The 16,235-nt window shown below is 70.7% G+C and carries 11 protein-coding genes; all 11 read right to left on the minus strand.

Annotation, left to right across the window (positions count from 1 at the left end; all coding sequences use genetic code 11):
• Positions 1-9: 9 nt before the first annotated feature.
• Entirely contained in the window at positions 10-7,059 is a 7,050-nt protein-coding gene (locus ABZS69_RS48020) for a hypothetical protein (protein WP_355385721.1), read from the minus strand.
• A gap of 71 nt (positions 7,060-7,130) precedes the next feature.
• Entirely contained in the window at positions 7,131-9,401 is a 2,271-nt protein-coding gene (locus ABZS69_RS48025; protein WP_355385724.1) for a phage portal protein, read from the minus strand.
• Positions 9,402-9,623 carry a hypothetical protein gene (locus ABZS69_RS48030; protein ID WP_355385727.1) on the minus strand — a complete coding sequence of 74 codons (222 nt, stop codon included), beginning with the start codon at positions 9,621-9,623 and terminating at the stop codon, positions 9,402-9,404.
• A gap of 93 nt (positions 9,624-9,716) precedes the next feature.
• Entirely contained in the window at positions 9,717-10,100 is a 384-nt protein-coding gene (locus tag ABZS69_RS48035; RefSeq protein WP_355385730.1) for a hypothetical protein, read from the minus strand.
• Positions 10,101-10,353: 253 nt separating this feature from the next.
• Positions 10,354-12,015 (minus strand): hypothetical protein, encoded by a 1,662-nt coding sequence (locus tag ABZS69_RS48040; protein WP_355385733.1) that lies wholly within the window; start codon positions 12,013-12,015, stop codon positions 10,354-10,356.
• Positions 12,016-12,143: 128 nt separating this feature from the next.
• The gene (locus tag ABZS69_RS48045) at positions 12,144-13,742 is read right to left on the minus strand and encodes a hypothetical protein (protein WP_355385736.1); all 1,599 of its coding nucleotides are present in this window, start codon (positions 13,740-13,742) and stop codon (positions 12,144-12,146) included.
• Positions 13,743-13,862: 120 nt separating this feature from the next.
• Positions 13,863-14,738, minus strand: coding sequence for a hypothetical protein (locus ABZS69_RS48050; RefSeq protein WP_355385739.1), 876 nt, complete (start codon positions 14,736-14,738; stop codon positions 13,863-13,865).
• A gap of 42 nt (positions 14,739-14,780) precedes the next feature.
• Positions 14,781-15,179, minus strand: coding sequence for a VRR-NUC domain-containing protein (locus ABZS69_RS48055; protein WP_355385742.1), 399 nt, complete (start codon positions 15,177-15,179; stop codon positions 14,781-14,783).
• Positions 15,180-15,274: 95 nt separating this feature from the next.
• A complete protein-coding gene (locus ABZS69_RS48060; RefSeq protein ID WP_355385745.1) occupies positions 15,275-15,451 on the minus strand; it encodes a hypothetical protein in 177 nt (58 codons plus the stop codon).
• Positions 15,448-15,696 (minus strand): hypothetical protein, encoded by a 249-nt coding sequence (locus tag ABZS69_RS48065; RefSeq protein WP_355385748.1) that lies wholly within the window; start codon positions 15,694-15,696, stop codon positions 15,448-15,450. The genes ABZS69_RS48060 and ABZS69_RS48065 overlap by 4 nt, the downstream gene beginning before the upstream one ends.
• On the minus strand, positions 15,689-16,210 hold the full coding sequence (locus tag ABZS69_RS48070) for a hypothetical protein (RefSeq protein ID WP_355385751.1): 522 nt from the start codon (positions 16,208-16,210) through the stop codon (positions 15,689-15,691). The genes ABZS69_RS48065 and ABZS69_RS48070 overlap by 8 nt, the downstream gene beginning before the upstream one ends.
• Between the last annotated feature and the right edge of the window lie 25 nt (positions 16,211-16,235).

The following is a 16,235-nucleotide window of genomic DNA, read 5'->3' on the forward strand; positions in this document are numbered from 1 at the left end:
TAAGCCTTCCTACCGGTTGAAGTCTCGTGCCGTACGGCCAGCCTCGGCGGCCTTCCGGTCCCGTTCCCGCTGCAACATTTGCGCCTTGAACTCCGTGAAGTTCATCCACCCGTTCGCGTCCCACCAGACCTTCAGCTCCTGCGACGCGTACTTCTCGGCCTCGCTGCGGCGCCCAGAGAACAAAGCCTTCGGGTCGATGCCCCGCGCCCGGCCTGCCTCGCCGAGCATGAACCCGTTCGTGGCGGCCTCGGCCTTGAGGAACTGCTGATGCAGCCACAAGTCGTAGTGCCGGCGCGCCATCTGGTCCCGCGTCTCCCCAGGCAACCGGTCGAACTGGGCATCGTTCTGCTGCCGCTCCAGCTCCTGGTACGACAACTGGTGCACCTCCGCCCACGCCTCCATCTCCGGCATCCCGCCGGCCCTAAGCTCATCCACGCGGGCGGCCCGCTCCGCAGACGCCCGCTCCTCCGCATCGTTGATCGCCTGCTGCGCCTCCCACCGCTCCATCGCCGCCGAGATGCGCGCGATCGCATAGTCGTCGTCCACCTCGCCAAGCAGCTGCACCAGGTCGCCGAGCTCCAGCGTGTCCAGGTCGACACCGGCCAGCGGGTCATCGTCGTCACGGTCGCGCCGCCCAAGCTCGGCCATCACCCTGGCGACCTCGTCCGGGTTGCCCCACACCCGAGACAGCAGCGTCCGCAGCTCGTCGACCGACAGCTCCGACAGGTTGACACCGGACAGCGGCGAGCGGCGCGGCCCGTCCTTGCTGGTGCCGAGCAGCGCGAGCGTGCCCAGCGTCCACGCCCGGTAGTCGTCATCGTCGTCCAGGTGCGGCGAACCGCCAAGAAGCGACTCCATTCCGACCGAGAACACCTCGAAAGTGCCGTCGTCGTACTCGCGACCCGCGTACGGCGAAGCGAACCCGCCGCCGTCACGCACCCGTGCCCTGGACGTCCCGTTGGATCGGTAGTAGAGCGGGCCGCGGGTTCGTTCACCGATCTCGCCCGTGCTGGTGCGATCCCACTGGAAAACCCGCTCGGACGCGGCCAGCCCCGGCACCGTCGCAGACAGGTGATGCGCGAACTCGTGCACCGCGGCGCGGGCGGCGTCGTTCCCGCCGATGTTGCTCGACGGTGCCGTCTCCGTCACCCGGTCGCCATCGCGTGGGATGGACATCTCCTGCGACTCCCACGGCAGGCGAATCTCAGGTACGTCACCGCCGATGGTGTACTGGCCTCTGCCGTTCCCATCTCGCACACGGACAGGCCCAGCATCACGGGCCATGGCCAGCCACTCGGACGGGTAAGACGCTTCCGCGATCCGCATCGCCCCCGACAGCCGCGACCGGTCGGTCAACGGCCGCCCGGTCGCGTTCAGGTACTCCAGCGGGTCGCCGCCCATGTCGCGGACCTGCGCCAGCACCTCCAGCGCGGCCTTCCTGCGGATCTCGCCGAGCTGTCGCTGCGTCCCCTGCCGCTCCGCGGCGTACGCCTTGTAACGGTCGACGGCCTCGTCACGCGTGCGAACCTCGTCCGCGACCGACGCCCACCCAGCGTCGCGGGCCTGCTGCTGTATCTCCGGTGTCGCGCGGCGCAGATCGCTGTAGTGCTCGAACCCGAACTGGCGGGCGATCGCCGGCCGGTTCGCATAGGCCGCGTCCACCAGCCTTTGGTCCGCCGCGTACGCGTCGTTCCACAGCTCCTGCCCCATGGCCTTCAGCTCGTCGAACCGGGTCTTCAGCCCGTCCACGTCAGCGTCCGCCAGCCGCTGCCGGTACAGCGCGTCCAGGTCCGCGCCGACCGCACGCAGCACGGCCAGGTGCCGCATCGCGTGCTCGCCTGGCCCGCCGTCCTCGGCCACGTCGTCCACCCACGTCGTGATCGTGTCCGTGTCCGGCACCCGCCCGGCCTCAAGGTCGGCCAGGCTGCCCGGCCGGAACACCGTCTTCCGTACCGGCTTGCGCCCGATGTTGGCCAGGTCCTCCGGTAGCGCGGCCCGGTAGGCGGCCATCCTGGCGGACAGCTCGTCGGCGTCCGGGGCGGGCACGTCGGGCAGGGGAGCATCCCCGACGCTGAGCTCCACCGCGGCGAGCGACTCGCCCGCCCGCCCGAGCGATGCCGGAGGGGCGTCCCGATACTGCAGCATGACGCGCCGCAGTGCCTGATCCCACGTCTCTCCGGGCAGCGGGTCGATCTGGCCGATCGCCGCGGTCATGTTGGCTGCGGCCCGGTCGCGCACCTCCGCCACCAGCGGGGTGAGCCTGCGGCGAAGCTCAGCGGCCTGCTCGTCGTCGTCGGGCTGCAGCGCGGCCACCACGTCGTCGGCGAGGTTGTCAGGCTGCGCCTGCCACACCTCCTCGAGCCGGGTCAGCGCCTGCGAGAACACCTCGTCCTCATCGCGGTCCCGCGCTGGCACGACCGGGCGTGTGTCGAGATCACCCAGCAGCCGCGCGGCCACCTGCCGGTACAGGCCTGTTTCTGCGTCGGCGAGCGCTCTGGCCACGGCGCGCTGCCGCGTGTCCTGCCAGTGGCGTTCCAGTTCGTCGGCGATGCGCTGCTCGGCGTCCACGCTGCCGCGCGAGTGCTGTACAATCTCGGCGGCGTCGTCCAGCGGCACCATGGTGGTCTCGCCGTCATAGCCGCGCAGCGCGACCATACGACCGATCTGCTGGCCGTCGTCGCCAGTCACCGGCGCGACGGCCTGCACGAATCCGCCTCTTGGGCCGCTCGCCGTAGGGATGGTCACCCTGTCGCCCGGTCTCACCTCGTCGGCCGTGACAGCGCCTGCTCCGTCGTAGGAGAGAGCCGAGTCCCACGGCTGTTCCTGCGAAGCGGGGCCGCGCCAGGTGCGCACGACAGCGGGGCGGCCGCGAGACGACAGCGTCACCGTCTCGGTATAGATCGGCTCGTCTCGGTCATTGAGCACCGCGAGCTCCGCCTCCCAGGTGTCCTCCTCGGCGAACATCCGGGACGTCTTGCGAATGCTGCGGACGTTGGCGATCGGGTAGCGGCCACCGTCGAGCGGCCACCGGATCGCGTCCCCGACCTCGAGCCGGGACGGATTGATGTGCTCCTCCGGCCGGAAATCCGGGTCGTCGTCGAACGCCGGCAGCAATTCCCGGTCTGCCGGCAGATCCGGCAGCAGCCACAGATCGACCCCATCCGGGATAAGCCGCTGCTGCACACTGCCGTCGCTCATGCGGACGTGCACCTGCACCATCCCGAACCCGCTGATCGCCTTCCTGGCGGTGACGGTCCCGTACACCACCCGGTCGGGGTCGGTGTCGTCGGGCAACGCGATGACGTCGCCCATCGTCACGTTGCGGGCGTAGGTCTTCTCCGGGGCGTCGCGGCCCGGGTCGTCCGGCGGCACCGGGAACCCGGACACGCGCGCGTACGCGGCGTCCACCCACGCGGCGGTCCGCTGGTGGGAGCGGCGACGCGCCCCAGGCAGGCTCTCGTCCTCGCCGAGCGTCCGCAGATGGCCGGACAGCGCCCTCATCTGCGCCGCAGTGAGCGGCTGCCGGGCCCGCAACCGGGCGGCGGCCTGGCGGACGTCCTCGTCCACGGGGGCGCCCTCGGCGTCCAACTCCAGGTCGAGGATGCGGCGCCGCTGCGCCGTACGCAGCCGCACGCGGCCCGTGGCCATGCCCTCGTCTACAGGCATGACCGGCACCCGCGCCGGCGGTTCCGTCTCGGTCGGTGGCGCGGGGGTGGCGGCCTGGTCCTCATCCAGGTCCACCGACCGCTCGTCCGCGTCGGCGGCGCTGGTCCCTGCCTGGCCGGTGACGCGCGCCACGACGGACCCGCGGTCGGCTTCCACCTCGAACGCGGGCCCCTCCGCCGTGGCGACGTCAAACCGCGCCCGGTCCCCGTCCACGACAGGCTCGGACACGACGCGCAGCACCTGGCCGTCCTCGTCGACGAACCAGTCGCCGACCGCGAGACCGACCACCTCAGTGGTGTCGACGGTCGGCTGTGCGGGCTCGTCGGCGATCTGGACGGGCCGCTCGTCCGGGATGGGCCGGACATGGCGGGCGTCATCGTCGGTGCGGACCGTCACGTGCGTCAGCCCGTCCCCGATCCGGTCGGTCTGCTCCACCACGCCCGACGGGCCTCCGGGCACCGCGGGCAGCCGGTCGCCGGGCACCAGGTCCTCGGCAGCCGGCGTGCTCGGGTCTGGACTGTCCTCCAGGCCGGGCACGTCAGGCCCACCCTGGTCTTCCTGGCCGGGGTTGAGGAGCATGACCCGCTCGGGCCAGCGGCCACGCATCCGCGCCACCGGCACCAGCGTCCCGTCAGGCAGCCGCAGCGTGACCTGCTCCAGCTCCCCGTACGGCATGCCCGGCTGCCGGCTGGCGACCGTGCCCGTGACGCGCACCTCGTCGAACCGGGACAGCCCGTACTGGTCGCGATCGAACGACGCGGGCAGGTTCTGGGCAGGCACCGCGTACGAGATATGGTCACCAGCTGCGACCTGCTTGTGGGTCACCCGCTCGCCGATCCGCTCCCCGCCCGGGGTGGTGACCTCGGCGGGCTCGCCACGGCTGACGAGCTCGTCGGCGCGCACGCTGATCGCCCGGCCGTCGTCCAGTCGGACCTTGACCGCCTGCCCGCCGGACGTCGGGGTGACCTCGGTGACGGTGCGGGTGACGGTGTCGCCGCCGGTCCGGGCGGGCCCGCCGGGCTGCACGTAGGTGCCGCGCGCGGAGAAGCGGCGGCCCACATAGGCGCCGCCTGCGCTGCTGGGTACGGCCAGCGTGTCGCCGGACTGGATCTGGTCGCCGTACACCTGGCCTTCGGGGGCGGGCTCCCGCTCCTGCTCGACAGGCTCCGGCGGTGGAGCCTCCGCAGCTTCCGGCGCCGCGGGCGCGTCCGGGACGGCCGGTGGCGCGGCTGCCTCCTCCCCGCTGTCGTCGCTCGCAGCGGCGGCGGGCCTGCCCTCGTTGATCACATCGCGGATCCGGTCCCACCGGTCGCTGATCGGCGACAGCTCCTCCGCCTCGTCGATCAGCGCCAGCGCCCGGTCATGCTCACCAGCTTGGAAGGCGGCGAACGCCTCACTCGACCGGTTCTTCGCCTGCTGCTGGAACTGCTCCTCCTGCGCCTCCCGCTGCCGGCCGCGCCGGAGCCGCTCCCGGTCGGAGAACTGCAGCACCTCGGGGTGGGCTGCGATGTAGGCGTCGACCCATTCCTTCTCACCTGGGCGCGGCACACCGTTCGACCCGGCGCCCTCGGCGATGTACCGGCCGGGGTCGCCCGTCCACCGGTACCCGGCCGCAGCTTCCTCGATCGCGGCGACCAGCCGGGCCCTCCGCACCGCTGTCATCCCCTCCGGGGACGGCGGGGTCCCGTCGTCGGTGGACGGCAGCGGGGTTGGGTCGATCCACTCCGCGCGGGCCTGGTCCCGGATCGACTCCCATCCGTCGTCGTCGCCGAGCTCGCGTTCGGCGTCGTCGACGAGCACGAGCGCGCCGTCCAGGTCGCCGGCCTTGGCCCGGTTGACGGCGTCCACGCGCACCTGGGTCACCCGGTCGCGGCGGCGCCGTTCCTGCCGGATCTGCTCGGCGTGCGCCCGGTCCCATTCGTCGCGCAGGCCGGTGGCGACGTCGGTGAGCCGCTCGACCTCGGCCCGCTGCTGCGAGTCGAACTCGCCGCGCTGCTCCATCAGCAGGTCGCGCAGGTCAGCGAACGGGCGAATCATGCCCATCTCGGAGTCTCCGGCCATGCCTTGCCGGAAGGTGGCGATCGCGTCGGCGATGCGCTGTTCCTGCTCCGGGTCGAACACGCCCGCGCGGGGGGCCAGCTCGTCACCGCCAGGCTCAGGCTCCGGCTCCGCAGTACGGTCTGGCTCGTCGGGCTCCGCGGTACGGTCCCGCGCCTGCGTCTGGGCGGCAGCGCGCTCTTCCTCTTCGCGGTCACGCTCGGCCGCGGTGAACATGTCCTCCGTGCCAGCGGCCTCTTTGCCGACGTCGGCGAACAATCCGCCCTGCTCGGCGCGGTCACCAACCGGCCGCTCCGTGCGAGCCGGCCGCTTCGGCTGGTCGTCGCCGCGGCCCAATCGCTGCACCTCCTGGCCGTCGTCGACCTGCCATTCGCGGCCACGCGTCGACAGCAGACCGATACCACCCTGCTGCGACTCCCACCGGGCGCCATCGGCGAGACGGATTGTCCGCCCGCCGAGCATGTCCTGCTCGGGATCGCTCGCGATCGTGCCGCGCACCCGTACGGTCTGGCCTGGCTCCGGAACGCGGCGCGCGCCGGGGGTGTCGAACCACTCCCGGTGCGCTTCCGTCACGGTGACGTCGAACGCGACACGGTCGCCCTTGGCCACGTCGCCCGCATTCGCCGCGGCGTCGGACCCGCCCGCCGCCTGCTCCCGCTCCGCGCGGTCGAGGGAGGGGGCATCTCCTCCTTCGGCTTCGCGGTCGTCCTCGGCGGTGATCTCATCCAGGAGCTCCCGCGCCATCTGGTCCGCGGTGCTGTCGCCACGCTCGATCGCCTCGTTCAGCGCGGCCAGCCGGTCAGCGGGGATGCGGCGCGCGGTCGCGTCCTCCGGCACGTCGACCGGGCCGCTCGACAACTGCACGCGGTGGCCCTGGCCGTCCTCGCGCGGCTTGACCGACTGGACGACGCCCACCCGGGCGGTGTCGTCGCCAGCCTCGGTCTCCCCGTAGACGAGCACCGGCTCACCCGGCTGCAGGTCGGCTGCCCGGGTCCGCGTGTCCGGTGCGTCCGGGGTGTAGTCCTCCGCGCCCCGCGAGGGGGCTTCCACCTTCTGCGCCTGCGGCCGCGATGCGGCGGTCCCGGTCGGCGCGCCGCCTCGCGGGGTCTGCTCGACCGTCAAGTAGTTGCGGTGGACGCTCCGCGTCGCTCCGTCCTCGAATCGGACTTCGAGGCGGCCGCCGCCGATGTTGCGGACGACTTGGCCGCGGCCGCCGCCCCACACGCGCACCGTGGCGCCGGTCTCGATCCACCGGCCCTTACGGTCCCGGGGATGTTCGTCCGAGTCCCATCGGGCTCGTCTCGCCTTGATGTCCCAGCCGCCGCCGTCCGTCACCGTGCGCCCCCGCCCCCGATGCCCCTGTTGTCGTTCGAGGCGGCATCGTGGCGGTTTCGCCCGCTAACGTCCTACGACCCGGGGACGACCATCCAGCGCAGGCGGCACCGGCAGCCGGACACCTGCTCCAGCGGGCCGTCGACGTCGCACGGCCAGGCCAGCATCGCCCGCCCGACCCGGAACGCGCCCCCGGCGGGCTGAACCTGGCCGTGCGCCTCCCGATGGGCGAGCCGGCCGGTCTCCTCGCTGTCCACCCGCCACGTCGCTGTTGCGAGCCCGTCCGTCCCGGCGAGCTCGGCGGCGACCGCCGACTCAGCGGCGTGCGCCACGTTCCCGGCAACCTGGCATGCCAGCCTGCGCCCCCACGCCTCCAGGCTGGGCAGGTCGGCGTGGATTCTTAGGGTGATGTCGGCCATGTCGGCGCCGCCCCGATCGCGGGCGGCGATGATGCCGGACAGGTCCGTCGCGGCCTGGGCGACGCGCGAGGCGAGCCACGCGGTCCCGGCTGCGGCCACCTGGTTGGCCGTGATGGCGGCCATCTCGCCGACGATGGCGCCAACGCTGCCGGCCAGGGCCGCGCCAGCGGCGAGCGCCCCGGCGGCGAACACGGGCGCCAGCGCGGCGGCGGCCTCGTCCTGCCAGTGCGCCGGGTCGACGACCCGGGCCACGTCGATCGGTGCGTCACCGACCCGGGTGTCCACCTCGTATTCGGGTTCCCAGTGGCGGGTGCCCTTGCGGGCTTTCGTCCCTGCGACGCGGGCGGCGGTGCGGGCGACCAGGCGCCGCATAAGCCGCTCCATGGTCTCGACCAGCTCCTGCTCAAGCAGGTCACGCGGGTCCACGGGAGCGGGCTCGACAACGACCGTCGTGCTCTTGGGTGACACCGTTTCGCTGGCCAGCGTAGGCGGTTCGACCAGTGCGGCGAGGGCCTTCGTCTCGCCGCTGTCGAGCATGGCCTGCAGCCGGTCGATTGCCGCGGTGGGCTCCGGCCCGCCAGGCTGGCCGGGCGAAGTGGGGGGCTGTTGGCCGTCCACCGGCATCTCCTCCCCGGGCGGCGCCTGTTCGCCGGGCGGCAGCTCCTCGCCGGGCGGCGCCTCCTCGGCAGGGCCGGCCAAGCCGAGCGCTTCGGCGTCCTCTTCCCTGGTGGGGATCGGGGTCTTGCCCTGGGCGATGTAGAGCGCCCGCGTGTGCGGAAGATCGACCTCGTCGTGCTCGGCGATCTTCCGGTACTCGTCCGGGCTGATGAGCCCGGCGTTGAACTCCTCGCGCGCCTCCTGGCGGCGGGCGGCGGCGACCCTACGCAGCACCTCCACCTTGCTGGTGTCGAGGTCGCAGACGATGCCGTCGTCGGTGTCGGAGTCGAACCCGGAGGTCACGATCCCGATGTGGCCGTCCATCGTGATCGTCCAGAACTGGTACAGCTCCGCGTCCGCGTTGTCGAACGTGCGGCCGCTCGCGTTGCCCAGCACGGTCTCGCCGACACCGAACGCCGCCAGGACCTCCTCCTTGGCGCGGCCAGCGGCTTCCCCGTACGCCATGTCGCGAGGAGTCTTGCCCAAATCGGCGACGCTGATCTTGCCGCTGAGGACGGACACCTTGCCGGCTTCCATCGGCCCTCGGCCGAACCGGGCCTCGATGCGGTCCAGCTCGCCCGGCGCGGCCTCCCCTTCAACGCCGACCACCGTGGCGGGCCGTCCGTCGTTCCTGATGAAGACGACGTTGTAGAGCCGCGACAAGAAGTCCAGGTCAACGCTGAGCCCGGCCGCTTCCAGCGGCGTCATACCGCGGAATGGGTCGAGCGGGTGCGGATCTCTGAACCACCGCACCCTTTCGGGGTCGATGCCGATGCGGCGACCGTCCGGCGCAACCGTCTCGAAATGGGACAGCAGATCCGCGCCCCTGCCCGGCACCGGCCGCGTCCTGCCGGGCGGTAGCAGGTCCAGCCGTACCGGCGTGCCTCGCCGCGACTCGGTGACCTCCACGAACGCGCCCGCAGGGGAGAGCAGGATCTGCGCCGACAGCCGAGACCGGAACTGTCTCCCGGACTCCAACGGGTTCGCGCGGCCGTCGTTCAGCAAGTCCAGGAGCGGATGGTCGTCGACCAGGTCATCGCCGTCGCGGAGGATGAAGTCCAACCGAGCCTGGTGGGTGGCGATCGCGTGCACCGACTTGTAGACCCACACGGTGCGTTCGTAGCCCTCGGCCACAGCGCGTTCGACCGGCCAGGCCCGCTGCATCGCGTCGCTGGTGGGCGCGAAATAGGTGGGGGACGGGGCGGCCCACGTCCCCCACCCCTTGGTCTCAAGCCCGCGCAGGCCGGGCAGGAATCGGCGGCGTGCCATTTACCGGCCCCCCTCACGGTCCGGGTCGGGCAGCTCCGTACTGGCGAGCAGCCAGCCGCCGCCCAGCAGCCACGCGCCGGTCACCGCGAGCCCGGCCGCCGGATGGACGATGAACCCCGCTATGCACGTCAACACGGCGCCCACCACCATGAGCGCCAGCCCCGCCAGGTCCCTGAGTTGCCGGCCGGTCAGCCGCGACTGCCGGTGTGCGGTGTCGTCCACGAAAAGGCCCCCCCGTGCCCGCCAGCCCGGGTATGGCTGGCTGATGCGGCACGGTAGGGGGCCAGGGGGTTTACGTCCTGAGCCGGGACTGCGCTACGACAGGCCGGCGATGCGGGACGCCTGCATGAGCGCTGGCGTCTCTCGCTGCTGTTGGCGGGTGGCGATCTCGCGCGCCGACGTGCCGGGCGCGGCTACCTGCCGCCATGCCCGGTCCTTTTTCCCGCCGCGGAGGTATTCCGGGTTGGAATCCGCTGCACAGATGGGGTCGTGCGCCACCGCCCCGTACGGTTGGCGGCACTTGATGCAGATCGCCTCTTGGATTTCCAGGACCAGCCCATCGGGCCAGTCAGGCAAAACCGTGAGGTCGTCAGGGATAGTCAGGTATGGGTTTTGGTGCGTCTCGCGCAGATGGGCTGCTGATGGCGCCGGAACATACACCGCGTAGTGGAACGCGTGGCCCGGCGGAAATTCGGGCATGCATCTCCTCCCCGTGATCGCACCGACCGCGTCGAGTCCTCGGGAGTGTGTCAAACCCCAGGAGTGAGACGACACTCGGTGGCTTCAGCGATGCGGACGACGTGCTGTGGACGGCGGGACGGCCTGCACCCCGCCGTCCTGACCGGGTAGAAAACGTAAAGGTTCTTTTATGGGCAAGTAAAGGACATTCGGACAGTGTCGTTTTTCCACCCCGGCAACATCGCGGCGTAACAATTTCGGGCGGCCGGTAAACCTAAGCAAGGAGTCGCACCTGGTTACGGGACGGCCTCGGTTCGTAAGGGGCGAGGAGAACGGCCTCCCCCCGGTCCGGAGACGACAGGCCGCGCTTCTTCATATCCGGCTTGGATTCCACCACTGAGAATCCGCCTGAGTTTGTACTCAGTTTCGGCGCCGAGAGCTGCGCAACCGTCAATTCATCCAGCCGCAACCGCACCCGGCAAAGCCCCGACGTGTCCGGCCGCACGAGGCTGCGCCCGGCCAGCCACATCTCGTCCCTCTTCCTGTACGGGCGCATCGACTCCTCATCCGGCTTCCGGTTCGTGTTCTCCGACACGATCACCGTGACGATCTCCGCGCCGTGCACACCCTCATGCCCCCACTTCACGAGCTGCCCGGCCGGCCCCCACCCCCAGCCGATGCCGTCGATCTTCACCCGCACCTTCGCCTTCGTGCCGAGCCGCTTGGCGAGCGCCTCCGCGCGGCGGATCTCCTTCAGGATGATCCCGGCCACATGCACCGAGTTGCCGTTCTCCGCCCCGGACGACACATGCTCCAAGGTGACGAGGTCGCCGACGATCCGCGCGATGGCCAACTCGTCACCGCCGTCCGCGGCGACGTCCACGCCCAACCGGACCCACGCGCCCTCATGCACGCGCCACTCGGCGGTCTCGTCCGGCAGCCCCAGGTCGCACAACCGGATCCCGTCGTCGGGCTCCTCCTGCTTGGCCGCGGCCTCCACCCAGTCCGCGGGGATGGTCGCGTTCGCCGTCCCGGTCGGGAAGCGCGCGTCGACCTTCGCCCTGACGTAGTTGCTTTTGCGGCCGTGCACGCGGATCTGCCGGTCGATCCACGCCCGGTCGACCATGTGCCGGGCGGGGGAGTGCCCGCCGCCCGGGCAGGACTGGCAGATCCCGAAGTCCTCGCGGGTGAGGTTCGGCGTCTCCCACGCCGGGATGGGGATGGTCTCCACCTCGGGGTCCGCGCACAGCTTCTCAAACCACGTCCCCACCTCATCAGTGGGAGGGTTCCCGATGGCGATCATCCTCGCGCCCTCGCCGACCATCAGACCGGCTAGGTTCTGGCCGATGGTGTGCGCGATGCCGCCGGCCTCCTCGACCACGAGGAGCAGGTTGGCGGCGTGTATGCCCTGAACTGCCGCTTCTTGATGTGGAGAGGCCGCGATGCCGTAGGCCACCACCGTGTCCAGCCCGTTCCGATCCGGCATCTTGAACTGGGTCAGGTCGATCGTGCCCGGCAGGCCCGCCCGCGTGTGCGCGGCCCGCACCTCCGGCCACAACTGGCGGGCGACCTGCCGCCACAGAGGGGCGAGCGTCACCACGGTGTTCGTGCCAACCGGATGCACGAGAGACGCCCACAGCACGAGCTGTCCGCAAGAAAACGTCTTCGAGGAACCAAAGCAGCTCGGTACGGCGACCTGCTTATGCCTGGTCAACGCCGTCATGAACCGGCGCGGCACGCTCCAGACGACGGCGCCCAGCACCTGCTCGACGAACCCCACCGGGTCGTCCACCCACAGGTGATACGACGTGCCGGCCACCTCGTACGCGGCCGCGTACACGTGCCGCGCCTCCGCCGGCGACAGCCCCCACACGAGCGTCCGCCGGTCCTCGACCGGCAGCTCCATCAGGTCGTAGAACATCCGGCGCGCGACCATGGACTTTCGGTCGCCCGCCCCTGCCTGCGCAGGCGCCAACACCCCTGTACCCCCCGGAAGATCCCCCGGCGGGCATAGTTCGGCCCCGGGCGGTTAACGTCCACCCGGGGCCGAAACAGGACAGAGGGTCAGCTTTCGACGATGCGCCGCCACGCCTGGTAGGCCGACACCTCGAACTGGCGGTGGCCGCGAGCGTCGACCTGGTGCGGCGGCAGCACGCGGCCGCGTTCCAGCGCGGCCTTCACCTGCCTTTTGGCCTTCTCTCTGTCCAGTCCGATCGTGTCGGCCAGACCCGACAGCGCCGCGAACCGCATCTCGCCGGCGGACATGGCCGCCTGCCAGGCCGGCCACCAGATCCGGAACTTGTCCACCGCGAACTGGTGACCGTGCTTGCGGGTGGTCTCGCCCGGAGGCATAACCACCTTCAAACGTTCAGCCGTCTTTAGCCCGTGCTGCATCTCCTCCTCGGGCACGTCCAGCAGGCGGGCCAGTTCCGGCAGCGTCGCCAGTGCGCCATCCCACGTGCGCTCTCGTGTCTCCGCCCACCAGGTGGGGAACTGCTCCCGGTCGTAGCGGCGCCACCGCGTTCCCTCTGTGTAATCGGGGAGGGGGATGCCGCGCTGCTCGGCTTCGCGCAACCATGCACTGACGACGTGATCCGACTCGTCGACCAGCGCGGCCAGTTCAGACACGGGGCTGACCCTCGGATCCTCGGGCTGGGCGCGTTGGGCGAGGAACTCCAGCGCTGCCTCCACGTTGTAGCGGCGGCCGCGCGGGGCTCTCCGATGCTCGGGCAGGCGGCGGGCCTTCTTCGCCTCGCTCAGACGGGTGAGGAGGATCGCGACCGGCATGCGCACCTTGTACGCAAGAGCGGTCGCGCCAGCCCACCCCTCTGCGATCTGCTCCATGTCGCGAACACGGCCGGCCCACCAGGTGCGGAACGCCTCCGGCTCGAACTGCCGCTCTCCGTCCTCGTCGTCGTGCTCGGGCAGGTCGCCGATCTCCTCAGCCACCTCCAGCAGCTCGGCCACCCCCTCCCGGTCGGCGCCCATGTCCTCGGCGTGCTGGTCCGCGGTCTGCCAGCCGAACCGGCGCTCGTCCCACCACGCGCGGAACGCGACCGGGTCGAACAGCAGCGGCTCCGTGTCGTGGGGCGGGAGGTCGATCCCAGCCTCGCGCGCCCGGTCAAGTGTGGCGCGTACGCGCGCCTCGGGCACGTCCAGCATGTCCGCCAGGTCGGGGATGCCCTGCCGTGACGCCTTCAGGTCGGCGGCGATCTGCTGCAGCGACAGGCCAGTCTTGCGGGCGATCACCGCGTGCGGGACAGGCTCGCCGGTCACCTTGCCGATCGCGAGCCGGGCCACGCCCTCACGGCGCTCCTTCAAGGCCTCCCCGTGATTGTCCCTGATCCGCTTGAGCCTGGTCTTCTTCTCCGCGATCACCTGGTCGCAGTGCGCCGGGTCCGACCAGTCGCGCCTCAACACCTCCTTATCGGAGGGGGCGCCGGGCAGCAGCTCCTGATCGCCCATCGTGCGGGAGATGTCCATCTGCTTCCACGTCTCGGTCGTGTCGCGCTCGTGCAGGAGCACGAGCGCCAGGCCGGCCAAGTTTCGCGGGTGCGACTCGTCCTTGGTGGACTTCCACAGGGTGGTGGCGCGTTCGTGCGCCGCCCGGATCTGGGCGGCAGCCTCGTCAAGCTTCCGGTCTTCGTCAACAGCAGCGTTCATCGGGGGCAACCTTCCTGGAATCAGACCTCCTGCAAAGCAAGGAGCGTAGGGGCCCCAATAAGGCTCCTACGCTCTGATAGTACAGTCGATTTATCTGGTTGCCTATTCCCGCCGGGCAAGTCAGGGCGACTTCTTTACGGCGCCGGACGTGAACCACTGCACCAGCGTCACCGCCGCGTGCAACGCGGTCTGCGCCGACTCCAGCGTGACCGGGGCCGTATTCGGGCCCGCGTGCCGGTCGCTCTGCCCATGCCACACTAGCCCGAGCATGGCGAGCAGCGCATCTGCCGGCGCGGGCGTGCCCGCCTGGTCGATCGCGATGCTCCACTTCGCCGCGGTGCTCTTGATGTGCGCGATCGCCTTCCCGAGCGTGGCCACCCGATCGTTGGGGATCGTCACAGGGACCACGACGGCCTCCACCGCCTTGACCGCCTCGCTGTACGCCTTCGTCGGATCCGGATTGAACCCGTACGTGGCATCCCAAGCCCTCCTCAGATGGCTGGCCGCGTCCTCGGGTGCCGCCTGCATCGTCGCCTGAGCGGCCCCCGAAACGGTCTCGTCCACGCGGCGGGTCAGCCCGTTGAAGTCGTCGTTCAGCTTCCACGCTGAGCCGCCATGCTCCAGCATCGACTGCAATTCTTTCAGCAAGCGGCCCCACCACTGGTGCTCAAAAGTGCGGCTGCGGACCTCCGTCGCGGCGAGGAAGCTGTAGATGTCCAGGGCGGCGTCGATCGCCTCCAGCAGCTCGTCTCCTTGGAGCATCACGTAAGGGCGGCCGTTCCCGTCCCAGCCGATGCCGCTAGCGCGGCGGAGTCGTAGCTGCACAAGCGTCGCCAGGTCGAGCGGGCCTTCTTCATGTTGTATGGCGCGGATGAGCCACTTGCTCAGCGGCCAGGCCATGTACTCAGGCACGCTCTCCACGAGAGCTCGCTCGCCCGTCATTCCGGCCAGTCGCTCGCGCAGGGGACGCCAGGGGGAGTCAGCGGCGGTAGACATGAAACAAGCGTAGGGCGGGCAGAGTGCCCGCCGCGCGCGGATTTATCGAGTACCCGGCGGTCGGCGTGCGCCCCCGATCATCACGCGGTCGATCTCGCCGTTGAACAGGTGCTCAGGCGTCCACACCCCCGCGTCGACCCCGGCCAGGACGTAGGCGTCCAGCCATGCCTGCTGCTCCGACCGGGGCTTCTTCCCGTACATCTTCAGCTCGCGCACGACCAGGGCGCCGGTGACCGGGTGCAGCAGGATGATGTCGGGGAACCCGGCGGGGGAGTTCCTGCTGTTCCACGTCCAGTAGAGGAGCCAGCCGAGCGCCTTGGCGCGCGGTTTGATGTGCAAGTCGCGGAGCGTGGCCTCCGTCATGGTCCTGATCAGCTTCTTCTGCGCCTCCTCCGGCATGCGGTTCAGGCGGTCGGTCATCGCGTCCAGCAGGTTCGCCATCTCGGCCTCCGGGATGTTGGAAGGGCCCGCGCGGTGACGGGGTTGCTCCGGCATCACCGCGCGGGCCCGGTTCTTTGAGCGAGCCGCCCGTCCAGCTACCGGGATGCCTTCCACCACCGGCGGACCAGGTCCGCCAGCCCCAGGGCCAGGAAAGCGAACACCGCGAGCAGCACCTTGCCGTTGCCCGTCTCCATCGCGTACCAGCTGAACCAGAAGCCTGCGGACAGCCCAACGAGCGCCACCGCGATGTCGACGATGAACGACTTCCTCATGTGCGGTTCCTTTCGGGCGTCGACTGCTCACGCTCAGGCAGGTTGGGGATCAGGTGGAGCGCGAACCGGTACACGGCGATCTGGCTGCCGGGCGGGCCGGGGTGCTCGGTGAGGGAGGTGACGATCTGGTCGCCGCACGCCGGGCAGAACAGCCCGACCGGGACGCCGTCGAACACGAGCAGGTGCGCGGCCTGCGCTTCCCGGCAGGTGGCGCACGTGAGGGGGGTCGCGGGCTGCTCAGTCATCGCTGTCGACCCGCTGGTAGCCGGATTTGAGGAGGTGGCGGGCGAGCTCGACAAGGTTGCTGTCCCCGTAGTCGGCCATGGTCCGCGCGAGCAGATCCACCTCGTCAGGGTCGGGCTGGCGGGCGGCTTCCCGTCCGGCGGCGACGAGCACCGTGCCGACCTCGATGGCTTCCGCCCCTGTGTAGCTCGGCACTGGGTCCTTGGACCAGAGGACGACACGGCTACTTTCGAGGTCGATGCCGACCTCGCCACGGGGGATCTTGATGTTCTCCACTCCGGCGATAGGTGCAGCGACCGTGTCGAGCACGATCAGCGTCCGGCGGCGGCGGGTCTGCTCCAGGAGGGTGACGGCGTTGTCGTAGGCGGGGCAGTCGGAGCTGCTGTTCTGCGGCGTCATATGGGAGATGCAGCCGTCGCGGCATGCGGCGTCACCGCGCACGTGCTCGATCAGCGTGCCGAGCGCGGTGGTGAGCTGCTCGAACAGGTCGACGGCCGGAGGGTTCAGGTCGGGCATGGAGGGCTCCACAGTCGGGGGATGA

This window comes from Nonomuraea sp. NPDC005650 (assembly GCF_040605375.1).
In the GTDB taxonomy this organism is placed as follows: Bacteria; Actinomycetota; Actinomycetes; order Streptosporangiales; family Streptosporangiaceae; genus Nonomuraea.